This is a genomic window from Ralstonia sp. AU12-08, assembly GCF_000442475.1.
GTDB classification, from domain to species: domain Bacteria; phylum Pseudomonadota; class Gammaproteobacteria; order Burkholderiales; family Burkholderiaceae; genus Ralstonia; species Ralstonia insidiosa.
Genome location: NZ_ASZV01000016.1, coordinates 92,101 through 113,804, shown reverse-complemented (window position 1 = coordinate 113,804; position 21,704 = coordinate 92,101). Strand labels below are relative to the sequence as shown.

The window sequence follows — 21,704 nt, the reverse complement described above, 5'->3', positions numbered from 1 at the left end:
TCTCAGACGTGATAGACGTCGAGCACCTGTCGGATGTAGTCGTTCTTCAGGACGATCTTCTTGGATGCAATCAGGAAGTCATCACCATTGCGGCGCAGGGTGACGAACATCGTGCCGAAGAAGTGGTCGGTGGCCTTGTACCGGTGGCTGAGCGTGTGGAAGTTGTAGCGCACGTCGACTTCACCGTCGCGTTCGGCCAGGATTTCCACGTTGGTAATGCAGTGGCTGGTTCTCGGCTCCGGCGTGGATGCGCCGCTGCGCTCGGTCTTGATGCGGAAGACGCGATCCTCCAGTCCGCAGCGATTGGCGTAGTACATCAGCGATATCTCGCTCTGCGGGTCGTCGGTCAACTGGTCGTCGTCATCCCATGCCGGCATCCAGTAGGTGACGTCTTCCGCATAGCAGTCCAGCCACGCGTCCCACTGGCGGTCGTCGAGCAGCCGCGCCTCGCGGTACAGGGCCGCGCAGATGTTCTGGTAATCGGCGCTCATGCTGGCACCCCTTCGCATTCTTTCTTCAGTGCATCGCGCATGACTTGCACCCAGTATTCGTGCTGGCAGACGAACAGGCCTTCGTCTTCACTGCGCTCGCCGGAGATGCGTGGCTTCAGGCCCATCTTGGTGGCGTTCTCATCGGGGCCATGCACCCACAGCGGCGCACCGCGTGACAGGTCGTTCCACAGGGTGGTCGTGCCGGCATAGCCGTTCTGGCAGGCGCGGAATTCTTCCAGGTCGTCCGCCGTGCCCATGCCGGTGACGTTGAAGAAATCCTCGTACTGGCGGATGCGCGTTGCACGGTCGGTTGCGCTCTCGCCCTTCGGCGCGAAGCAGAAGATCGAGACTTCCGTCTTGTCGACGCTGATCGGCCGCACCACGCGAATCTGCGTGCTGAACTGATCCATCAGGAATACGTTCGGATACACACACAGGTTGCGGGTCTGATTGACGATGAAGTCCGTCTGGATTTCGCCCACGCGCGCCTTGATCTCTTCACGGTGCGCATAGACGGGCCGCACTTCGGGGTTCATCGTCTGGGTCCACAGCAGGATGTGGCCGTGCTCGAACCCATAGACGCCTGCCACCGACTTGCTCCAGCCGTTCGCATCCACCGCCTGGGTGCCACCCTCCTTGCGCCGGCCCATCGTGGCGGCGTAGTTCCAGTGCACGGTGCTCACGTGGTAGCCGTCGCAGCCGTTCTCCATCTGCATCTTCCAGTTGCCGTCATAGACATACGTAGAGTTGCCGCGCAGGACTTCCAAGCCTTCCGGCGCCTGGTCGACGATCTGGTCGATGATGACCCGCGCTTCACCCAGGTAGGTTTCGAGCGGCAGCACATCGGCATTGAGGCTGCCGAACAGAAAGCCGCGATAGTTCTCGAACCGCGCGACCTTGCGCAGATCATGCGAGCCATGCGTGTTGAACTGCACCGGATACTCGGTGGTCTTTTCGTCCTTCACCTTGAGCAGCTTGCCGGTGTTGGAGAACGTCCAGCCGTGGAACGGGCACGTGAAGCTGCCTTTGTTGCCGTGCTTACGGCGGCACAGCATCGCGCCCTTGTGTGCGCAGGCGTTGATGACTGCGTTCAGCTCACCCGTCTTGTCGCGGGTGATAACGATCGGCTGGCGACCGATCCACGTGGTGTAGTAGTCGTTGTTGTTCGGAATCTGGCTTTCGTGCGCCAGGTAGACCCAGTTGTTCTCGAAGATGTGCTTCATCTCCAGTTCGAACAGATCGGGGTTGGTGAAGATGTCTCGGCGGCAACGGAAAACGCCCGCCTCTTCGTCATCCACCACCGCGGTTGAGAGCAGGTGATCCAGTTCGTTGGCTTTGTCGATCAAGGCGGACATGGTCGTCTCCACTTAGCGTTCTAAGGTCTCAGACCTCGGCCGAAGCGCGCAGGCGGTTCACGCGCTGGTTGTCCTTGCCCTGCACCAGCGGCGTCAGCACGACGTTGAATTCGATGTCCTTGTACGCATCGGTCTTCAGGTCGAGCGCGGCGCCGCCGGTTTTCTCGACCACGAGCGGAATCAGCTCTTCGCGGGTGGCGTAGGCGAAGTCGTCCCAGATCAGCGGATCGCCTTCGATGTTGAATTGCGTCGTCAGCTTGCGGTGGCCATCGCTCGACACGAAGAAGTGCACGTGCGCCGGGCGATTGCCGTGGCGGGCCAGCCCGTTCAGCAGTTGCTGGGTCGCGCCTTGCGGCGGGCAACCGTAGCCCACGGGCATGAGCGTGCGGAATTCGTACTTGCCATCAGCACCGGTGCGGACTGCGCCGCGCAGGTTGAACGGGCTTTGCGCACCGGTCGGGTCGAAGTGCGAGTAGAAGCCGTTCGAGTTCGCATGCCAGCACTCGACCAGGGCGCCGGCCACCGGCTTGCCGTCCGGGCCAGTCACCGTGCCATGAATGATCAGCGGGCCCGCGGCCGGGTCCGGATCAACGTCGATGCGGGACACGCCATCGCGCACCGTCGCGCCCGCCACGTACAGCGGACCTTCGATCGTGCGCGGCGTCCCGCCGTTGAGGCCAAGCGCGGCGTCCGCAGCGTCCATGCGGATGTCGAGGTACTTCTCCAGGCCCACGCCGGCGGCAAGCAGTGCTGCCTCGCCGTCCTGGCCAAGCTTGTTCAGGTAGTTGATGCCCGCCCAGACTTCATCCGGCGTGATGTCGAGATCGTCGATGGCCTTGAACAGATCGGCCAGCAGACGGTGGGTGATCTGCTTCAGGCGGGCGTTGCCCTCCTTGCCATCCAGGTTGGTAGCAGCCTTTAGCAGGTCCTGCACGTCTTTCGTTTCGAATACGGTCACGCTCATGATGGGTGTCTCCACTGGTTTTTTGGGGGCAATGTCTGGGGTACTCAGGCGTCGTCGCCGTGCACTGACGACGGGTGACGGCACAGCGGTGTCACGGCAATCTGCATGTACGGAAACAACGGCAACGCGGTCAGGATGTCGTGCAGTTCGGCGTTGCTCTGCACGTCGAAGATGCTGACGTTCGCGTACTCGCCGACCAGGCGCCAGATGTGGCGCCACTTGCCGCTGCGCTGCAGCTCCTGCGAGTAGGCCTTTTCGCGCGTCTTGATCTCGTTGGCGACATCGGCGGGCATGTCAGGCGGCAGGCGGACATCCATGCGGACGTGGAACAGCATCGTGGTCTCCTTGGTGGGTGGTCTTCGTCTTGGTTGTTGTTATTGGCGGCGTAGGCGCGCGAGCTTGTCGCGGTCGATCTGGATGCCCAGGCCGGGGCCGGTGGGCACCTGCAACATAAAGTCGCGGTACTGCAGCGGCTCGGTCAGCAGTTCTTGCGTGAGCAACAAGGGGCCGAACAACTCGGTGCCGAACTGCAGATCGCCGAAGGTAGAAAACACGTGTGCCGAGGCAGCCGTGCCAACCGCGCCTTCGAGCATCGTTCCGCCGTAGAGGCTGATGCCCGCAAGCTGTGCGATGGCCGCCACCTGCATGGCCGGGACCAGGCCGCCGGACTGCGCGATCTTCACGGCGAACACATCGGCGCTGGCGTTGCAGGCCAGCTCGAAGGCGTCCAACGGGCCGTGCAGTGCCTCATCGGCCATCATCGGCACAGCGAACTGGCGGGCGAGGCGCTCCAGCGCGGCGCGGTTTTCAGCTCGCACCGGTTGTTCGATCAGGTCGATGCCGCCGGCTTGCAGTGCGGCAATGCCGTTGGCGGCATCGAGTTCGCTCCAGGCCTGGTTGACATCCACGCGCACGCTCACGGCATCACCCAGTGCGCGCTTGATGGCCAGCACGTGTGCCACATCGTCGGCCACGGGGCGCAGGCCAATCTTCAGTTTGAAGATGCGGTGGCGGCGCTCGGCCAGCATTTTTTCTGCCTCGGCAATGTCCTTGATCGTGTCGCCGCTGGCGAGTGTCCAGGCCACCGGCAGCGCATCACGCAGGCGGCCGCCCAGCAGTTCCGACAGTGGCACGTTCAGCCGGCGCGCCTGGGCATCGAGCAACGCCGTTTCCAGCGCGCACTTGGCAAAGCGGTTGCCCTGGATGGTCTTGCGCACTTTGGCCATCGCAGCCGCCACGTTTCGCGCATCCATGCCGATCAGCAGCGGCGCGATATGCGTGTCGATGTTGACCTTGATGCTCTCGGGGCTCTCTTCGCCGTAGTTGAGGCCGCCGATGGTGGTGGCCTCGCCCCAGCCTTCGATGCCGTCTTCGCAGCACACATGCACGAGGACGAGCGTCTGCGTATGCATGGTGGCGACGGAGAGCTTGTGCGGACGGATGGTGGGCACATCCACTAGAATGGCCTCGATCGAGCGAATCATGTTTTCCAGGTATCAGAGGAACTGCGTTCAACGTGGAAACCAGATTACGCAGCGAGATTTACTGCGTCCAACACCGATTTAGTATCAGCTTCATACCTATAAGGTTGGATATGGAACTGCGCCACCTGCGCTACTTCGTCGCCGTTGCCGAAGAGCTGAACTTCACCCGCGCGGCTGAGCGCCTGCACATCGCCCAGCCGCCCTTGAGCCGGCAGATTCAGCAACTCGAAGAGGAGATCGGCGTGCTGCTGTTCGAGCGCGGCAGCCGTCCGCTCAAGCTGACGGAAGCCGGCCGCTTCTTCCATGCACACGCGCGCCAATTGTTGGCGCAGACGGCCGAACTGGCCTCCATGACGCAGCGCGTCGGCCAGATCGAGCGGCGCATGTCGATCGGCTTTGTAGCCTCGACGCTGTACGGGATGCTGCCGAAGGTCATCCGGCGCTTTCGGGCGGAGTACCCGATGGTCGATCTCACCATGCACGAGATGACCACCATGGACCAGATCCAGGCGCTCAAGGACGGCCGCATCGACGTGGGTTTCGGCCGTATCCGCTATGAAGACCCGAACGTGCGACGCATCCTGCTGCGCGATGAGCGCCTGATCGTTGCCTTGCCCTCGGGGCACGCGTTGCTTGAGACCAAACCGGCGGTCTCGCTGCGCGATCTGGTGGGCGAGACGCTCATCATCTACCCCCGTGCGCCGCGCCCGAGCTATGCCGACCAGGTGCTCGCGCTGTTCCATGACCGTGCCCTGGAGCCGGCCAAGATCTACGAGGCACGGGAATTGCAAATCGCCCTCGGGCTGGTTGCCGCGGGCGAAGGTGTATCGGTGGTGCCGCGCAGCGTGGCCGGTCTGCAGCGCGAAGATGTCAGTTATATGGAACTGGACGACCCGCAACTGGTCTCGCCCATTATCTTCAGCACGCGCCTGCTGGATGAGTCGGAAGACATCCAGGCCATGCTGAACCTGACCTACCGGCTGTACGAAGAGCAGAAGATTCCGCACTACCGGCCGACGTAAGCCTTGCAATACGGGCGCGCAAAGTTACACACGCGCAGGCACGTCGGTGGACTGGACACGACGGCCGCATGGGCTAGATTGAAGTGAAGCGCCCGTCTGCCTGCGATTGGAGCGTAGCGAGTGAAAAGAATACGCCGCCCCGTCAAATTGTTGGCCCTGATTGCCGCGCCACTCCTGCTGCTTGCGGTGGCTGCCTGGCTTGTCTCCAGCGAGCTGAAGACCTCCGCGTGGCAGGCAAGCTACCTCGCCCGTCTCGGCAAGTCGCAAACCTTTCCCGTCAAGCCAGGGCCCAACGCCTCCGCGCGCTACCCGAACTCCGGCCCGTACGACGAGCGCCTCGGTTATCACCAGCTCTCTACGTTTCTGGATCGCCTGCACGCGCGCGGCTACATCGTCGCCCAGCAGGCCGTGCCGTCAAACGACATGCTCTCGCTCATGGAGCGCGGCCTGAACGCCCCCTACCGCGAGAAGGATCAGGCCGGCCTGGAACTGCTCGATGACGACGGCCGCCCGATCTACCGCGTACGCCACCCCGAGCGTATCTACGACCGCTTTGACGCCGTTCCGCCGCTGCTGGTCAACTCGCTGCTCGGGATCGAGAACCGCACCCTGCTGCAAACCGAATATCCCAAGCGCAACCCCGCCGTTGAATGGACCCGTCTGGTGCGCGCCGTGTGGGACCGCGCCCTGCGCCTGGCCGATTCGGAGCATGAATCCCCCGGTGGCAGCACGCTCGCCACGCAAATCGAAAAATACCGCCACTCACCCGAAGGCCGCACCGATTCCCCAAGCGAGAAGCTGCGGCAGATGGCTTCCGCCTCCGTACGCGCCTATCTGAACGGCGAAGACACCACCGCCACGCGCCACCAACTCGCCGTCACCTACCTGAACACCGTGCCGCTGGGCGCGCGCGCCGGCTTTGGCGAAATCCAGGGCATTGGCGATGCGCTGTGGGTCTGGTACGGACGCGACTTTGCGGAGGTCAACAAGCTGCTGGCGCCAGACTCCACCGCACCGTTGGCCGCCCGTGCGCTGGCGTACAAAGAGGCGTTGAGCCTGCTGGTATCGCAGCGGCGGCCGTCGTACTACCAGGAGAATCTCGACGATCTCGAATCGCTGACCAACGCCTACCTGCGCATCCTGGCCACGGCAGGCGTTATTCCGGCGGATTTGCGCGACTCGGCACTCGCGCAATCGCTCAAGCAGCAGGCCCAGCGCGTGCACCCACCCGCCACCCCCATCGAGCGCAAAGGCACCAACGCCGTGCGCGTCAACCTGGCTGGCATGCTGGGCGTGCCGCGCATGTATGCACTCGACCGGCTGGACCTGACCGCCAGCAGCACGCTCGACGCGCCGCTGCAGCACGAGATCGCCACCGAGCTGCGCAAGCTGCAAGACCCGGCACGCGCCAAGGCCGCTGGCCTCATTGGCGACAAGATGCTCGAACACGGCGACCCGCGCGGCGTCACCTACAGCTTTACGCTTTACGAACGCGCGCCCGGCGGCAACCGCGTCCTGGTGCAGGCCGACACCTTCGACCAGCCGTTCGACATCAACGAAGGCGTAAAGCTGGACCTGGGCTCCACCGCCAAGCTGCGTACGCTGGTGACGTATCTGGAAATCGTGGCCGAGCTGCACAAGCGCTATGTCGACCAGCCGCCTGCCACGCTGCGCAAACTCAACATCTCCCCGCAGAACCCGATCGAGCGCTGGGCCGTCGACTACCTCGCACACGCGCAGGACCGCTCGCTGAACGCCATGCTGGAAGCCTCGATGGAGCGCAAGTACTCCGGCAACGCCGGTGAATGGTTTACCACCGGCGGCGGCATGCAGAGCTTCGAGAACTTCGAAAAATGGGAAGGCACCCAATTCTTCACGGTGCGCGAGGGGCTCAAGCACTCCGTCAACCTCGTCTTCGTGCGGATCATGCGTGACATCTCGCGCTACTTTCAGCACCAGTTGCCCAGCGCCGGCGCAGAAGCACTGGAGGACACGGATTCCCCCCAACGGCAGATCTACCTGCAACGCTTTGCCGACCGCGAAGGCAAGCTCTTCATGGGGCGCTTCTATAAGAAATACCGCGGCAAGACGGCCGAGGAACAGGAAGACACGCTCGTGCAGAGCACGCATGCGACCCCCGTGCGGCTGGCCACGATCTTCCGCAGCATCAACCCGCAAGCCGGGCCGGACAAAATGGCGGCCTTCATCCGCGCGTATCTGCCAGGCGCCAAGCTGGATGAGGCGACAGTCACCAAGCTCTATAACAACTATGCGATCCAGCGCTTCGACCTGGCCGACCGCGGCTACATCGCACGGCTGCATCCGCTGGAGCTGTGGCTGGTGGCCTACCTGCGTGAGCATCCGCAGGCAACCTTGGCGCAGGTCAACCAGGACAGCGCAGCCGAGCGGCAGGCCGTCTACAAATGGCTGCTGCAATCCCACCGCAAGGGCGCGCAGGACAAACGCATCAAGCAGCTGCTGGAGATCGAAGCGTTTCAGTCCATCCACGCAATGTGGAAGCGGCTTGGGTATCCGTTTGAATCGCTGGTGCCTTCGTACGGCACAGCCATCGGCGCCTCGGCAGATCGCCCCGCCGCGTTGGCGGAGCTGATGGGCATCATCGAGAACGACGGCGTACGCCTCCCCACCGTGCGCATCGACCGCCTGCACTTTGCCGCCAACACCCCCTATGAAGTGCTGCTATGCCGAGACCCAAGCGCCGGTGAACGCGTGCTGCCACCGGAGATCCCGCGCATCGTCAAAGCCGCGCTAGCCGGCGTGGTGCAAGGGGGCACCGCCAAGCGCATCGACGGCACCTTTGTCGATACAGACGGCAAACCCATCACCGTGGGCGGCAAAACCGGCACCGGCGACAACCGCTTCAAGACCTTCAGCCGCGGCGGCGGGCTGATTTCCGAGCGCGTAGTCAGCCGCTCAGGCGCCTTCGTCTTCTATCTTGGGGATCGCTACTTCGGCACCGTCGTGGCCTACGTGGCCGGCGCAGATGCCGCCAAGTACAAGTTCACCAGCGCACTAACGGTGCAAGTGCTCAAGGTGCTAGCCCCCACCCTGATGGGCTACCTGGATCTGGCCGACGCAGCCCCCGCGTTCAACTGCAAGGTGCCGCAAGCCACCGCACAAGAGCAAAAACTGGATTGATCCCCAGCCAGCCAAGCACACCCAGCGTCAGCACATGCCCCCAGACGGTGTGGCCGTACCCTGCCCTAGATGGCGCCTTGAATTTCTGTAAGCGGGCGGAAAAAAGGCGGGGAACTGTCTGAGCGAAGCGAGTTTTCCCCGCCTCCGCCCGGTTACATAAATTCAAGGGGAAGTCGCCATCTCGGGCGCGCCTCTCTTTGCTTACTTTCTCTGGCAAGACAGAGAAAGTGAGTCAGCCCCGGCAGGGGATGAAACAAGGGATGCACCAGCAACGCAAACTCAGCGCAAATGCCGCTGCAACCAAATCGCCCCAGCACATATCAACGCAACCACCGCCCCCCAAGCAAACAAATCCCCCACAGCCAACAGAGTCGCCTGCCGATCAATCTCAGCAGAAATCCGCACCAACTCAACCCCCTGCAACGGATGCGGCCACTGCCAGGCCGGCGTGAGCGCACTCACATGCCCCACCAGATCCGTCCGATGCTGCGCCTGCCCCCGTTGCAGCAGCAGCGTGGCGCCCATCGTGCCGAAGGCCTGCGCCCAGGCCCGCATAATCCCCTTGAACTGATAGGCGTGGCCGAAGTCCTTGGCCGGCAGATCCACATACGTCAGCCCCGCCACCTGGATCACCACAAACATCCCCACCATGCCTTCGATCATGAAGGCCGGCGCCACTGCCGCCACGCCCGCACCGGGCATCGCCACGCGCGACATCCACAGCAGCGCCGTCGCCATCAGCATAAAGCCGATGGAGATCAGCACACGCTTGGGCGGCAGCACATTCGTCAGCTGAAAGTTCAAGATGCCCAGCACCACCGTCACCAGCCCGCCCAGGCTGATCAGCTGCGCGGTGGTTTCATAGCGGAAGCCCAGACCGTTCTGCAGCAGGCTCGACGAGAGAAAACTCCACCCGCTGGCAAACACGTAGTAGATGGCGTAGAAGACCATTCCCATCATGAAGCGGCGCTGCAGCGTGGCACGCAGGTCCACCCACGGCAGCGGGTGGCCCGTCTGGCGGATACCGATCCAGAGGATGAGCGCCACCACGGCGATGATCGGCACCACCTGCGCGGGCGAGCCATCCGGGTGCACGAAGCGCGCCTGCTGAAACCCGTGCAGCGCAATCAGCGCAGCCAGCCCGAAGGCGATAGCGGACGGCCAGTCGAGCGAAGCGAAGTCACCCTTGCGCTCCTGCATTTTCGGGTGCGGATAGAACGCCGCCACCAGAACGCACACCACCACGGCCACCAGCAACTGCGCGATGAAGGTGGAGCGCCAGCCAAACTGCTCGTTCAGCGCGGCCGACAGGATCGGCGACACGCAACTCAGCCCGAAGATGCCGTAGATCATCCCCTTCATCATCGTGCGGCGTTCATGCGCGGGGCTGTGCTGCACAAAGATGCGCGAGGTGGAGAGCATTGGCCCGCCGCCAAACCCCTGCACGGCCCGGCCGACGATCAGCATCGTGCCGCCCTCGGCTGCCGCACACATCAGCGTGCCGGCGATGAACACCCCCAGCGACAACAGCGTGTGCTTGCGGTACGTCATGTGATCGGCCAGCCGGCCCATCACCAGAATCGCCAGGCTGGCCGCCGCCGCATAGGCCGTCACAGCCCACAGGTAGACATCCTGCGAGGCCAGCACACCGCCTTCGATATGCGGCCCCGCGATCGAAAACATCAGGTTGGACATGTAGTCCACGCCCGTCGCCAAGCCGATCACCATGCCCACCATGCGCAACTCCATCCGGCTGCCAACCGTAGATTCGGCCGGCTGGCCAGCCGGCTGACGGAGGGGCGCTGGATTAGGGGAAACCATGTGGTCTGTGCTTGGCGTGTTCATGCTGGGATGGTAATTTGCCTGAAAACCGGCGGAAACCGCCATCCCACAAATTCATTGTTCAACTATGCGAACGACGGACTGGAACGACTGGGACACGTTTTGCACCGTGGCCACCCTTGGCAGCTTCACGCGTGCAGCTGACCGGCTGGGGCTGCCCAAGTCATCGGTCAGCACAGCCGTGTCACGACTGGAAGGCAAACTGGGCGCGCGCCTGTTCGAGCGGAGTACGCGCCGCCTGCGCCTGACCGACGCCGGCGAGGCCCTGCTGCGCGACGCCGGCCCATTGTTCCAGCGGCTGCGCGAAGTGTCGGAAGACGCGGCCGCGACGTTCCAGTCGCCCGCAGGCACCCTGCGCGTTGCCATGCCCTATGAATTTGCCGCCCGGCAATTTGCTGAGGTCGTGCTGGAAGTCATGCGCGAACACACCGGCCTGCGCATCGAGGTGGATGTGGCCCCGCGCCAGATCGACCCGCTTGCCCAGGGCTACGACATCATGCTGACCGTGCCGCGCGGGCCGCTGCCCGATTCCGGCCTGGTCGCCCAGCGCGTGTTCGACCTGCGGCGCGCGGTGGTGGTCGCCCCGCAACTGCTGGAACGCCTGGGGCCGCTTACCCACCCCGATCAACTGGCCGACTGGCCGTGCCTGGGCGTTTCGAACGAATCCGAATGGCAGTTCCGCACGCCCGGCGGCGAGACCATGAACCTGCCGCTGGACTTCCGCATGCGCACCTCCAATAGCGAACTGCGCATGCAGGCTGCCATTGCCGGCCTGGGTGTTGCGCGCATCACGTCGGTGTTCGCCACCGATCTGATCACCTCGGGTGCGCTGCAAGAGGTGTTGACTGATTACCAATCCCCGCCGATGCGCGTGTATGCCATCTTCCCGGGCCGTCGCCTGATGCCGGCCAAGGTGAAGGTGTTCATGGACGCCCTGCACCGCCGCATCGAGCGCTCCCGCCAGCACACCGACGTCCGGCCCACCTTCGTGGATGACACCACCCCGCCGTGGCCGCCGGAATCCCTGCTCTGATCCCATCCCAAGACGCTTTCTTCTAGTGGTAGATACGACAATGCGCCCATTTGCCCGCTCCCCCATCCGCGTCCTGACGCTGCTCCTGACCGTCGGCACGCTGTGCACGACGGCCTGCTCCCGTGCTGAAGACATCGGCAGCGTCAGCACCAATTTCCGCATCACCGGCTCGGACAAGATCGTCATCGAGGCCTTTGACGATCCGCTCGTGCAAGGCGTCACCTGCTACGTATCGCGCGCCCGCACGGGCGGCATCAAGGGCACGCTGGGTGTGGCCGAAGACGTGAGCGAGGCCGCCGTGGCCTGCCGCCAGGTCGGCGACATCACCTTCGTGAAGCCGCTGCCGCAGCAGGACGACATGTTCACGCAGCGCCTGTCGCTCATCTTCAAGACGCTGCACGTGGTGCGCACGGTCGACCGCAAGCGCAACGTGCTGGTCTACCTGACCTATTCGGACAAGGTCATTTCCGGCAGCCCCAAGAACAGCGTGACGGCGGTGCCGATCCCGGCCAGCCAGCCGATTCCGGTCAAGTAAGCGGCTTCATGCGGCGCGCGCACTACATTGGTGCGCCGCAGCGTCAACGTGGTAGCCAAACAACGCCCGCTGGTGCATACGTAGGCTTACGTATGGTGCATTGCAATATTTGGTCTATCATTCGGGTATTCCCTAACCGGGAAATCCCTAAGAGGCCAATCATGCAAAACACGAACGACCTGAAGCTGACCGACCAACTCGAACGCGAACTCATCGAGCGCGAAATGTCGGAAGGTATCTACTACTATCGCCGCCCGTCGGGCCATGCGTTCTCCTTCGCCCAGTTCTTCTCGGCAATCGCGAACCTGTTCAGCACGCAACGCACCGCCAAGGCCTGATCTGTCGTCATCAGCCGCCGTTATTGTCGATGGGCGTGTGCCCGAGCTAGCTGTAGCGTAGTAGCCGCAATATCAGCAGTACCGTGCGCCGGCCGCGTGTTTTTACACTCGCCGCCACACCCGCCAGGTCATGACCGCCTGGTGCCAATCGAGGGCCGGATTCCGGCCCTTTGTCATTTCTGCGGCAGCTGCTTTGCGCAACGCGCTGCGTGCCGCGGCATCCTCCTTTCACCTCTGCTGCCCCCCAACCGCGCTGCGGTTGTCTTCTCATTTGCCTGTGCTTTACTGAGTAGAGCCGCGACCACCGATATCGAGACCACGCACGCATTTCCGCTGCAAGGAAGGCACTCAGCGTGGCACCGGCGCCCATCCCCCAAGGAGACTTCCATGACGATCAGCCTCAAGCTGTCGGTCAACGGTGCGCCTGTCACCGTCAGTGTCGAACCCCATACCCTGTTGGTCCAATTGTTGCGCGAGCACCTGCGCCTGACCGGTACGCACGTTGGCTGCGATACCGCGCAGTGCGGCGCCTGCACAGTGCATATGAACGGGCGCGCGGTGAAGTCATGCAACATCCTGGCCGTCCAGGCTGACGGTGCCGAGGTGACGACCATCGAAGGGCTGTCAAAAGATGGTGCGCTGCACCCAATGCAGGAAGCCTTTCGCGAGTGCCACGGTCTGCAATGCGGCTTCTGCACCCCCGGCATGGTGATGGCGGCCACGGCGCTGGTTGCGCAACACCCGCATCCGGATGAACACATGGTGCGCGAGCAGCTTGACGGCAACCTGTGCCGTTGCACCGGGTATCACAACATCGTGCGCGCCGTGATGAAGGGTGCCGAAGCCATGGCCGAGGATGGTGACGCATCCTCCCTGCAAAGTCTGGCCGCCGCGCGCGCCCACGCTGCCTGATCAGGTGGCCAACAAGGCGAGGACACCACCATGAACGCTCCCGCAGAACCCAACAATCACCTGATCGGCGCGGCCGTCAAACGCAAGGAAGACTTCCGCTTCCTGACCGGCGCCGGGCAGTACACCGACGACGTCGTCCAGGCCCACCAGTCCTATGCGGTGTTCCTGCGCTCGCCCTATGCGCATGCCCGTATCAAGCACATCAACGCCGATGCGGCGCGCAACCATCCGGGCGTGCTGGCCGTACTCACAGGCGACGACCTGGCCGCCGACAAGGTCAACGGCCTGCCGTGCGGCTGGCTGATCCACAGCATTGACGGCACCCCGATGAAGGAGCCCCCCCACCCCGTGATCGCACAGGGCAAGGTGCGCCATGTGGGTGACCAGGTGGCGCTGGTGGTAGCCGATTCGGTGAAGATCGCCAAAGATGCCGTCGAGATGATCGACGTGGAATACGAAGAGTTGCCCGCCGTGGTGGACACCGCCACCGCACCAACGGCCGGCTCCGCCGTGCACGACGACGTGCCGGACAACACCTGCTACACCTGGGGCCACGGCGATAAGGCCGCCACCGACGCCGCCTTCGCCAAGGCCGCGCATGTGACGCAGTTGGATATCGTCAACAACCGGCTGATTCCGAACGCGATTGAGCCGCGCGCCGTCAACGCCAGTTACTCGCGCCAGGACGACAGCTACACGCTCTACGTTGCCAACCAGAACCCGCACGTAGAACGCCTGCTGATGTCGGCCTTCGTGCTGGGCCTGACCGAAGCCAAGGTGCGCGTGATTGCGCCGGATGTGGGCGGCGGGTTCGGCTCGAAGATCTTCCTGTACCCGGAAGACGTCGCGCTCACGTGGGCATCGAAAAAGGTCGGCCGGCCGATCAAGTGGACGGCGGAGCGGTCCGAATCCTTCCTGACCGACGCGCATGGCCGCGACCATGTCACGCATGCCGAACTGGCGCTCGACGCGCAGGGCAACTTCCTCGCCATGCGCGTGCACACCACGGCCAACATGGGCGCGTACCTGTCGACGTTTGCCAGCAGCGTGCCGACCATCCTGTACGCGACATTGCTGGCAGGCCAGTACAAGACGCCGGCCATCTACGCCGAGGTGAAAGCGGTGTTCACGAACACTGCGCCAGTGGATGCGTATCGCGGCGCCGGGCGGCCCGAGGCAACGTACGTGGTTGAGCGCCTCGTCGAAACCGCCGCACGCGAGTTGCAGATCGACCCCGCCGAACTGCGCCGCCGCAACTTCATCCGCTCGTTCCCTTACGCCACACCCGTTGGCCTGACGTACGACACGGGCGACTACGAACCCCTCTTGCAACGCGCCATCGAACTGGCCGACGTGAAGGGCTTCCCCGCCCGCCGAGACGCCTCGCGCGCCAAGGGCCGGCTGCGCGGCATGGGCTACTCCTGCTATATCGAAGCGTGCGGGCTTGCGCCGTCCAATATCGCAGGGGCGCTGGGGGCACGGGCTGGCTTGTTTGAAGCCGGTGAAATCCGCGTACACCCAACGGGCTCCGTCACCGTCTTCACCGGATCACACAGCCACGGCCAGGGGCACGAGACCACCTTTGCGCAAGTGGTGGCCGATCGCTTGGGCGTGCCCATCGAGAACATCGAGATCGTGCACGGTGATACCGGCCGCATCCCGTTTGGCATGGGCACGTATGGCTCGCGCTCGATTGCCGTGGGCGGCTCAGCCATCATGAAGGCGCTCGACAAGATCGAGGCCAAGGCCAAGAAGATCGCCGCGCATCTGCTGGAAGCCTCGGCGGAGGACATTGAGTTCAAGGACGGCGTCTTCCGCGTGGCCGGCACGGATCGCACCAAGACCTTCGGCGAAGTCGCGCTCACGGCCTACGTGCCGCACAACTATCCGCTCGACAAGCTCGAACCCGGCCTCGACGAAAACGCCTTCTACGACCCGACCAACTTCACCTACCCGGCCGGCGCGTACATCTGCGAGGTGGAAGTCGACCCCGACACCGGCGAGGTGCATATCGACCGTTTCGTCGCGGTGGACGACTTCGGCAACATCATCAACCCGATGATCGTCGAGGGGCAGGTGCATGGGGGGCTTGGCCAGGGCATTGGCCAGGCGCTGCTGGAGCGCTGCGTGTACGACGAAACCGGCCAGTTGCTGACGGGCTCCTACATGGACTACGCCATGGCGCGCGCCAACGATCTGCCGAGCTTTACGGTGGAGACTGCCAAGGGCACGCCATGCACGCACAACCCGCTGGGCGTGAAGGGTTGCGGCGAGGCTGGCGCCATCGGCTCACCGCCCGCGCTCATCAACGCCATCGTGGATGCGCTCGCCCCGCTGGGCGTGAAGGACATCCAGATGCCCGCCACGCCGCACCGTGTCTGGCAAACCATTCAAGCGGCCAAGGCCTAGGTAGAGGAGCCCACCATGTACGACTTCGAATACCAGAAAGCCACCGACGCCCAGACCGCTGTCACCGCACTGAATACGCACGCAGACGCCAAGTACCTCGGCGGCGGCCAGAGCCTGCTGGCGGCGATGAAGCTGCGGCTCGCACAGCCCTCCACGCTGGTGGATGTCACGCGCATTCCCGGCATGTCGGGCATCCGCTCGCAGCCGGGCGTGATCACCGTGGGCGCGGCCACACGCCATGCCGACGTGGCCGAGAGTGACGAGATCCTTCGCATGCTGCCCGCGCTAGCGGAACTGGCCGGTGGCATCGGCGACAGGCAGGTGCGCGCCATGGGCACGTTGGGCGGGTCGCTCGCCAATAACGACCCGGCTGCGTGCTATCCGGCCGCTGTGCTGGGGCTGAATGCCACCGTCGTCACCGAGCGGCGCAACATTGCGGCGGATGATTTCTTCCTCGGCATGTACGAGACGGCGCTGGCGGCAGACGAACTCATCACCGAGGTGCAGTTTCCCGTGCCGGACCAGGCCGCGTACGTGAAATTCCGCAACCCCGCGTCGCGCTTTGCGCTGGTGGGCGTGTTTGTCAGCCGCAAGGGCAACAACGTGCGCGTAGCGGTCACGGGTGCGGCACCGTGCGTGTTCCGCTGTGCGCCGTTGGAACAGGCGCTGGCGGCCAGCTTCACGTCGGAGGCGGCGCGCAAGGTGGTGGTGTCGGCCGATGATCTGGTGGGCGACCTGCATGCCTCGCCGGAGTATCGGGCGCACCTGATTCCAGTGCTGACAGCCCGCGCGGTTGAACAGGCGTTGGCGCACCATCACTAAGCGCATTTCTAAGCGCATTTGCTAGGAAACTGCATGCCGGTCGACTCCATCGACGACTGCATCGCGCAACTGCAAGGCCAGGGCTACTTTGCCAGCCGTGAGCTGGCTACGGCCCTGTTCCTTGCGCTGCGCATGCAGCGGCCGCTGTTTCTGGAAGGCGAACCCGGCGTCGGCAAGACCGAACTGGCGAAGGCGGCGGCCGGGCTGCTCGGCACGTCGCTGCTGCGGCTGCAATGCTACGAAGGGCTCGACACCGCCAGCGCCCTCTACGAGTGGGATTACCCGCGGCAGATCATGGCGTTGCGCCTGGCCGAAGCGGCGGGTGAAAAACCGCGTGCCGACACGCTTTACCGTGATGAATTCCTCCTCAAGCGCCCTTTGCTGCAGGCGCTGCTGCCTGACCCCGCCCACCCGGACACGCCACGCGTCCTCCTGATCGACGAGATCGACCGTGCCGATGAACCGTTCGAGGCGTTCCTGCTGGAGCTGCTGTCGGATTTTCAGGTGTCGATTCCGGAATTTGGCACCGTGCGTGCGCAGGTGATTCCACTGGTCATCATGACCTCCAACCGCACGCGCGAGGTGCACGACGCGCTCAAGCGGCGCTGCCTGTATCAATGGATCGGTTACCCCGACAAGGCGCGTGAGCTGCAGATCGTGGAGCAGCGCGCGCCTGAAACCGCCGCCCATCTGCAGCAACGTGCGGTGGATTTCGTGCACCGCCTGCGTGGCATCGACCTGTTCAAAGCCCCCGGCATTGCCGAGGCGATCGACTGGTGCCGCGCGCTGGCCGCACTCAACGTGATGGAGCTGGACCCGCAATCCGTGCAGGACACGCTGGGCGTGCTGCTCAAGTACCAGGACGACCTGGCCCGCGTGGACGCGCCCACCATTGAGCAACTGCTGGCGGCACCCGCGTTGCCGGAGTAGTAATGGACACGTTGACTACGCCGTTACCGACGCAGTTGCCCATCCTCGCCCGCAACGTGACGCACTTCGTGCGCCTGTTGCGCAACGCCGGCATGCCGCTAGCGCCCTCACGCGCCGTGGATGCCATTGAAGCCATGGGCCATCTCGACATTGGCCGCCGAGACGACGTCAAAGCCGGGCTGGCCGCCCTGCTGGTCTCGCACCCAGACGAACGCACGCTGTTCGATGCCGCATTCAACGTCTTCTGGCGCGACCCAGATTGGGAGGGCAAGCTGCGCACCCTGCTGCTGCCCAAGGTGCGGGGCGGCATTCCCCCCGCGCGCAGCAACCGCCTGGCCGATGCGCTGCGCGCGCAGCCATCGACCAACCTGCCGCCCGGCCCAACGCCTGACGGTGAGCGGCACGACATCGTTGCGCCAATGGCGTTTTCCGCAAACGAAGCGCTGCGCACACGTGATTTCGACACGCTCAACGCTGCGGAGTGGCGCACGCTGCAGCACATGATCCGGCGCAGGCGCGTGCACTTGGCGCAGGAGCGCACGCGTCGGCTGAAAGCAGCCTCACGCGGACGCCATCCGGACCTGCGCGCCACCGCTCGTCAGGCCGTGCGTGCCGGCGGCGACTGGACCGGCTGGAAGTACCGCCAGCCGGTCGACCGCACACCCCCGCTCGTGCTGCTGCTCGATATCTCTGGATCCATGAGCCGCTATTCGCGCGCGGTGCTGTATTACTGCCACGCGCTGCTGCAATCGCGCGAGCGCATCCAGGCCTTTCTGTTCGGTACGCGGCTGACGAACGTGTCGCGGCATCTGCGCGAGCGTGATCCGGACATTGCCGTGCAAGCCATCGCGCAGCTCGTGCCGGACTGGTCCGGCGGCACGCGCATCGGCGCAGCAATGGCCGAGTTCAACCGCCACTGGGCGCGCCGCACACTGTCTGGTCGTGCCACCGTGCTGCTCGTGACCGACGGGCTCGACCACGAACACATCGACCTGCTCGACACCGAGATGGCCCGCCTCGCGCGCTTTGCCCACCGCATCGTCTGGCTCAACCCATTACTGCGCTTTGCCGGCTTCGAGCCCCGGGCACGCGGCGTGCGGGCCATCCTGCCGCACGTCGACGCGATGGTGCCGGCACACCATTTCGACAGCCTGGCGGCGCTGGAGCAGGAATTGGCGCATGCTCGCCGCACCCCGTTTCCACGCCCCCATCACACCCGCCCGACCCCTACCCCAGCCCACCCGACCGCCCCATGGAACTAGCCCAGACCCATCTCCTGCCCGTACCCCTGCAGACCGCCTGGGATGCACTCAACGATCCGGCCGTGCTGCAGCGCTGTATCCCGGGCTGCGAGAGCATCACCGCGGCCGGCGACCATGCCTACGAGGTCGCCATGACGGCGGCCGTCGGCCCCGTCAAGGCGCGCTTCAAGGGGCGCATGGAACTCACCGATATCGCGCCGCCGCGCAGCTACACCCTGCATTTCGACGGTCAGGGCGGCGCCGCGGGTTTCGGCAAAGGCAATGCACAGGTGGAACTCTCGCCCGAGGGGCCGACAGTCACGCGGCTCTCCTACACCGCCAACGCGCAGGTGGGCGGCAAACTCGCGCAGATCGGCTCACGCTTGATCGACGGTGCTGCGCGCAAACTGGCCGACGAATTCTTCCAGCGTTTTGCGGCAGAATTCGGCCCCGCCTCCGATGGCGCGGCCGCGCTCGACAACCAGCCCGCTGAACATGCCATCCCGGATCTGGCAGCCGGCGAACTCCAGGCCCACGGGGCACCACAAGGCGCACCGAACATCGGCCCCGCCGTGCAGCCTCGCAATCCGTGGCCGTGGATCATCGTGGCCGCAGTGGCCGTGGTGGCGGCCTACCTGTTTTTGCACCACGGGGCATAATCGGGCACCTCCCCGCATTGAACACCGCGCGTAAGCGCAGGAAACGCAGGAAACGCATCATGGACAGCGTCGATCTTGAAGTCTTGAAAACCAGCGTGCGCTGGCTGGAACAGGGGCGGCGTGTGCTGCTCGTTACCGTTGTGAAGACATGGGGCTCCTCACCCCGGCCCGAAGGCGCCATGCTCGCGCTGCGCGACGATGGTGTCGTCGTCGGCTCGGTATCAGGCGGCTGCATTGAAGACGACCTGATCGATCGTGTGCGCCGCGAAGGCCTACAGCAGGTCAAGCCCGAGGCCGTCAAATACGGCATCAGTGCCGAAGAGGCCCACCGCTTTGGCCTGCCGTGCGGCGGCACGCTCCAGCTCGTGCTGGAGCCGCTGAACGCCGCCAGCGGTATCGATGCCCTGCTGCACGCCGTGGAAGCCGGTCAGCTTGTCGCCCGCACGCTCGACATGACCACGGGTGCGACGCAGTTGCAGCATGCCACCGTCACCGATGGGCTGCAATTTGACGAAGAACGCCTGGTCACCATTCACGGCCCGCGCTATCGGATGCTTGTCATCGGCGCCGGGCAGCTCTCCCGATACCTGTGCCAAATCGCCGTGGGCCTGGACTACCAGGTGACGGTGTGCGACCCGCGCGAAGAGTACAGCGAGGAATGGGACATCCCGGGCGTGGCGATGGTCCGCACCATGCCCGACGATACGGTGGTGGCCATGAAGCTGGATGAGCGCTGCGCCGTCGTTGCCCTCACGCACGACCCCAAGCTCGACGATCTGGCGCTCATGGAAGCGCTCAAGACGCCTGCCTTCTACGTGGGCGCGCTCGGCAGCCGCCGCAACAACGCCAGCCGCCGCGAGCGCTTGAAGGAGTTCGACCTGACCGAGGCGGAACTGGCACGCCTGCACGGCCCGGTAGGCATCTACATCGGCAGCCGCACGCCGCCGGAGATCGCCATCTCCATCCTGGCCGAGGTGACGGCGGCCAAGAACGGCGTTTCGCTGCCAACCATCCTGCAGGTGGAGGGAGCCAAAGCCGCGCGCGAAATTGCGGCCAATGCCACGTCCAGCTGCGCGGTGCCGCAAGCCTAAAGTCAGCCTTCTAGCGTGAAAGGTCTACAAAAGGGCGTGCCGAAAGGCGCTTGAAAGGTTACATTCTTATAAATCGCTGATTCTGCGCGGCTTCTGACCGCACCGCACAACACCTGTCATGCGGCGCGGCGAGCCTCGCACCTTGCGCGCCCTGCAGATGTGCCCTTTCGGGGCCTGCGCGCACCACCAGCGTTCCGTGTCCGCGCATGCGGCACCGATGCGGTTATTGGCAGGCGGGTTGGTCGCTCGCTTCGCACTTCAAAGATTTCGAGCTTTCTCGCATGAGTATTCTGCTGACCGGCGCGACCGGTTTTGTGGGCGGCGCTATTGCCGCAGATCTGTCTGCCAAGGATTTGCTGGCCGATACACGCTTTGCCGTGCGCGGCGACACGCCCGCAGACGGGCTCGCGCGCCTGCGTAAAAACCTGCGCCGGTTCCAGTTGCCGCAATCCGTGCTGGACAGCATCACCGAATCGCAGATCGTGCTGTTCGACCTGCGCAACGCCGGCGAGGCCAAGCTGGGCGACCCGGAAGTCATCATCAACTGCGCGGCGCTGGCAACGTTTTCAAACCATCCGTCGCTGTGGGATACCAACGTGGGCGGCGTGCTGGCGCTGGGCAAACTGGCTGCGCAGGGCTCGCGCCTCAAGCGCTTCCTGCAGATCGGCACGGCCATGTCGTGCGGCCAACTGGCCAACCACCATGTCCACGAAAGCTGGGATGTGCCGCCGATCGAGCAGCACGCCGTGCCCTACACGTATTCCAAGGGGATGGCTGAGCTGAAGCTGCGCGAAGCCGTGCCCGAGCTGCCGCTGGTGGTGGTGCGGCCGTCCATCGTGGTCGGTCACAGCACGCTGGGCTGCGAGCCCTCGGGCAGCATTTTCTGGATGCTGCGCATGGTGGCCCTGCTGGAGACCTTCAGTTGCCAGTTGTCGGACCGTGTCGACATCCTGCCGGTAGACGACTGCGCCGAGGCCATCGTCCGGCTGGCGACCAAGCCTACGCTGGCGCATGACCTGTATCACATCAGTGCCGGCGATACGAACTCCGAGCGCATCGAGACGCTGTACCCGCGCTTCAAGCGCTGCAAGACCCCGGAAGAAGACGCCCAGGCGTTGGCCGGGTACGTGTACCAGGAAAAAATCGCTGAGAAAGCATTGGCGCGTAAATTCCTGAGCATGACGGGTGACGGCAATGTGCGACTGGTCGCGCGCTGCATCCACCTGTATGCCAAGTTCGCCAGCATGAGCTACGTGTTCGACAACACGCGACTGGTGCAGGAGACCGGCTTCCAGCCGCGCTCCATGCTCGCCTACCTCGACCGCTGCCTCGAGACATCGGACGCCGTGCCGATTCCTGAGCAGATGCAGTGGGACTATAAGTAGCCGTCGGGTCTACCCGGCTCGCACGGCGTGTC

Annotated in this window: 19 protein-coding genes; 13 read left to right on the top strand and 6 right to left on the bottom strand. The window is 64.3% G+C overall.

Features of this window, described 5'->3' with window-relative positions; translation table 11 throughout:
* Positions 1-2: 2 nt before the first annotated feature.
* From benB to C404_RS40345, 5 genes are read right to left on the bottom strand one after another with little or no spacing between them, the layout of a single operon-like run.
* Positions 3-491, bottom strand: coding sequence for a benzoate 1,2-dioxygenase small subunit (gene benB / locus C404_RS40365; RefSeq protein WP_021194461.1), 489 nt, complete (start codon positions 489-491; stop codon positions 3-5).
* Positions 488-1,846 carry a Rieske 2Fe-2S domain-containing protein gene (locus tag C404_RS40360; RefSeq protein WP_021194460.1) on the bottom strand — a complete coding sequence of 453 codons (1,359 nt, stop codon included), beginning with the start codon at positions 1,844-1,846 and terminating at the stop codon, positions 488-490. The genes benB and C404_RS40360 overlap by 4 nt, the downstream gene beginning before the upstream one ends.
* Before the next feature lie 28 nt (positions 1,847-1,874).
* Positions 1,875-2,810 carry a catechol 1,2-dioxygenase gene (catA, locus tag C404_RS40355; protein WP_021194459.1) on the bottom strand — a complete coding sequence of 312 codons (936 nt, stop codon included), beginning with the start codon at positions 2,808-2,810 and terminating at the stop codon, positions 1,875-1,877.
* 44 nt (positions 2,811-2,854) lie between these two features.
* Positions 2,855-3,145, bottom strand: a complete 291-nt coding sequence (catC, locus tag C404_RS40350) for a muconolactone Delta-isomerase (protein WP_021194458.1) — start codon at positions 3,143-3,145, stop codon at positions 2,855-2,857.
* A 39-nt stretch (positions 3,146-3,184) separates the two neighbouring features.
* Positions 3,185-4,294, bottom strand: coding sequence for a muconate/chloromuconate family cycloisomerase (locus C404_RS40345; RefSeq protein WP_021194457.1), 1,110 nt, complete (start codon positions 4,292-4,294; stop codon positions 3,185-3,187).
* Between the two features lie 110 nt (positions 4,295-4,404).
* On the opposite strand from C404_RS40345, the gene C404_RS40340 reads away from it, so the two are divergent.
* A complete protein-coding gene (locus tag C404_RS40340; RefSeq protein ID WP_021194456.1) occupies positions 4,405-5,316 on the top strand; it encodes a LysR family transcriptional regulator in 912 nt (303 codons plus the stop codon).
* 120 nt (positions 5,317-5,436) lie between these two features.
* Positions 5,437-8,475: a transglycosylase domain-containing protein gene (locus tag C404_RS40335; RefSeq protein WP_031329235.1), complete on the top strand. Its 3,039-nt coding sequence runs from the start codon at positions 5,437-5,439 to the stop codon at positions 8,473-8,475.
* 279 nt (positions 8,476-8,754) lie between these two features.
* Here the strand turns inward: C404_RS40335 and C404_RS40330 are convergent, their stop codons facing one another.
* Positions 8,755-10,320: an MFS transporter gene (locus C404_RS40330; RefSeq protein WP_031329234.1), complete on the bottom strand. Its 1,566-nt coding sequence runs from the start codon at positions 10,318-10,320 to the stop codon at positions 8,755-8,757.
* Between the two features lie 64 nt (positions 10,321-10,384).
* Between C404_RS40330 and C404_RS40325 the strand changes: the two genes are divergently transcribed.
* The 11 genes from C404_RS40325 (at position 10,385) to C404_RS40280 (ending at position 21,672) form a co-directional block, all read left to right on the top strand.
* Positions 10,385-11,350 (top strand): LysR family transcriptional regulator, encoded by a 966-nt coding sequence (locus tag C404_RS40325; RefSeq protein WP_021194453.1) that lies wholly within the window; start codon positions 10,385-10,387, stop codon positions 11,348-11,350.
* Positions 11,351-11,390: 40 nt separating this feature from the next.
* On the top strand, positions 11,391-11,885 hold the full coding sequence (locus tag C404_RS40320) for a CreA family protein (protein ID WP_021194452.1): 495 nt from the start codon (positions 11,391-11,393) through the stop codon (positions 11,883-11,885).
* 161 nt (positions 11,886-12,046) lie between these two features.
* Entirely contained in the window at positions 12,047-12,223 is a 177-nt protein-coding gene (locus C404_RS60445; protein WP_021194451.1) for a hypothetical protein, read from the top strand.
* A 387-nt stretch (positions 12,224-12,610) separates the two neighbouring features.
* A complete protein-coding gene (locus C404_RS40315; RefSeq protein ID WP_021194450.1) occupies positions 12,611-13,135 on the top strand; it encodes a (2Fe-2S)-binding protein in 525 nt (174 codons plus the stop codon).
* Between the two features lie 30 nt (positions 13,136-13,165).
* The gene (locus C404_RS40310) at positions 13,166-15,544 is read left to right on the top strand and encodes a xanthine dehydrogenase family protein molybdopterin-binding subunit (RefSeq protein WP_021194449.1); all 2,379 of its coding nucleotides are present in this window, start codon (positions 13,166-13,168) and stop codon (positions 15,542-15,544) included.
* A gap of 15 nt (positions 15,545-15,559) precedes the next feature.
* Positions 15,560-16,366, top strand: coding sequence for an FAD binding domain-containing protein (locus tag C404_RS40305; RefSeq protein WP_021194448.1), 807 nt, complete (start codon positions 15,560-15,562; stop codon positions 16,364-16,366).
* Positions 16,367-16,399: 33 nt separating this feature from the next.
* Entirely contained in the window at positions 16,400-17,296 is an 897-nt protein-coding gene (locus tag C404_RS40300; protein ID WP_021194447.1) for an AAA family ATPase, read from the top strand.
* Between the two features lie 2 nt (positions 17,297-17,298).
* Positions 17,299-18,558 (top strand): vWA domain-containing protein, encoded by a 1,260-nt coding sequence (locus C404_RS40295; RefSeq protein ID WP_021194446.1) that lies wholly within the window; start codon positions 17,299-17,301, stop codon positions 18,556-18,558.
* Entirely contained in the window at positions 18,549-19,196 is a 648-nt protein-coding gene (locus C404_RS40290) for a CoxG family protein (protein WP_021194445.1), read from the top strand. Before C404_RS40295 ends, C404_RS40290 begins: the two co-directional genes overlap by 10 nt.
* A gap of 59 nt (positions 19,197-19,255) precedes the next feature.
* The gene (locus C404_RS40285) at positions 19,256-20,287 is read left to right on the top strand and encodes an XdhC family protein (protein ID WP_021194444.1); all 1,032 of its coding nucleotides are present in this window, start codon (positions 19,256-19,258) and stop codon (positions 20,285-20,287) included.
* Between the two features lie 281 nt (positions 20,288-20,568).
* The gene (locus C404_RS40280; protein WP_021194443.1) at positions 20,569-21,672 is read left to right on the top strand and encodes an SDR family oxidoreductase; all 1,104 of its coding nucleotides are present in this window, start codon (positions 20,569-20,571) and stop codon (positions 21,670-21,672) included.
* Positions 21,673-21,704 lie beyond the last annotated feature (32 nt).

Bases quoted from the DNA above. Each gene is read 5' to 3' on its own strand.
- benB (WP_021194461.1), bottom strand. From the start codon at position 491: ATGAGCGCCGATTACCAGAACATCTGCGCGGCCCTGTACCGCGAGGCG.
- C404_RS40360 (WP_021194460.1), bottom strand. From the start codon at position 1,846: ATGTCCGCCTTGATCGACAAAGCCAACGAACTGGATCACCTGCTCTCA.
- catA (WP_021194459.1), bottom strand. From the start codon at position 2,810: ATGAGCGTGACCGTATTCGAAACGAAAGACGTGCAGGACCTGCTAAAG.
- catC (WP_021194458.1), bottom strand. From the start codon at position 3,145: ATGCTGTTCCACGTCCGCATGGATGTCCGCCTGCCGCCTGACATGCCC.
- C404_RS40345 (WP_021194457.1), bottom strand. From the start codon at position 4,294: ATGATTCGCTCGATCGAGGCCATTCTAGTGGATGTGCCCACCATCCGT.
- C404_RS40340 (WP_021194456.1), top strand. From the start codon at position 4,405: ATGGAACTGCGCCACCTGCGCTACTTCGTCGCCGTTGCCGAAGAGCTG.
- C404_RS40330 (WP_031329234.1), bottom strand. From the start codon at position 10,320: ATGAACACGCCAAGCACAGACCACATGGTTTCCCCTAATCCAGCGCCC.
- C404_RS40325 (WP_021194453.1), top strand. From the start codon at position 10,385: ATGCGAACGACGGACTGGAACGACTGGGACACGTTTTGCACCGTGGCC.
- C404_RS40320 (WP_021194452.1), top strand. From the start codon at position 11,391: ATGCGCCCATTTGCCCGCTCCCCCATCCGCGTCCTGACGCTGCTCCTG.
- C404_RS60445 (WP_021194451.1), top strand. From the start codon at position 12,047: ATGCAAAACACGAACGACCTGAAGCTGACCGACCAACTCGAACGCGAA.
- C404_RS40315 (WP_021194450.1), top strand. From the start codon at position 12,611: ATGACGATCAGCCTCAAGCTGTCGGTCAACGGTGCGCCTGTCACCGTC.
- C404_RS40310 (WP_021194449.1), top strand. From the start codon at position 13,166: ATGAACGCTCCCGCAGAACCCAACAATCACCTGATCGGCGCGGCCGTC.
- C404_RS40305 (WP_021194448.1), top strand. From the start codon at position 15,560: ATGTACGACTTCGAATACCAGAAAGCCACCGACGCCCAGACCGCTGTC.
- C404_RS40300 (WP_021194447.1), top strand. From the start codon at position 16,400: ATGCCGGTCGACTCCATCGACGACTGCATCGCGCAACTGCAAGGCCAG.
- C404_RS40295 (WP_021194446.1), top strand. From the start codon at position 17,299: ATGGACACGTTGACTACGCCGTTACCGACGCAGTTGCCCATCCTCGCC.
- C404_RS40290 (WP_021194445.1), top strand. From the start codon at position 18,549: ATGGAACTAGCCCAGACCCATCTCCTGCCCGTACCCCTGCAGACCGCC.
- C404_RS40285 (WP_021194444.1), top strand. From the start codon at position 19,256: ATGGACAGCGTCGATCTTGAAGTCTTGAAAACCAGCGTGCGCTGGCTG.
- C404_RS40280 (WP_021194443.1), top strand. From the start codon at position 20,569: ATGAGTATTCTGCTGACCGGCGCGACCGGTTTTGTGGGCGGCGCTATT.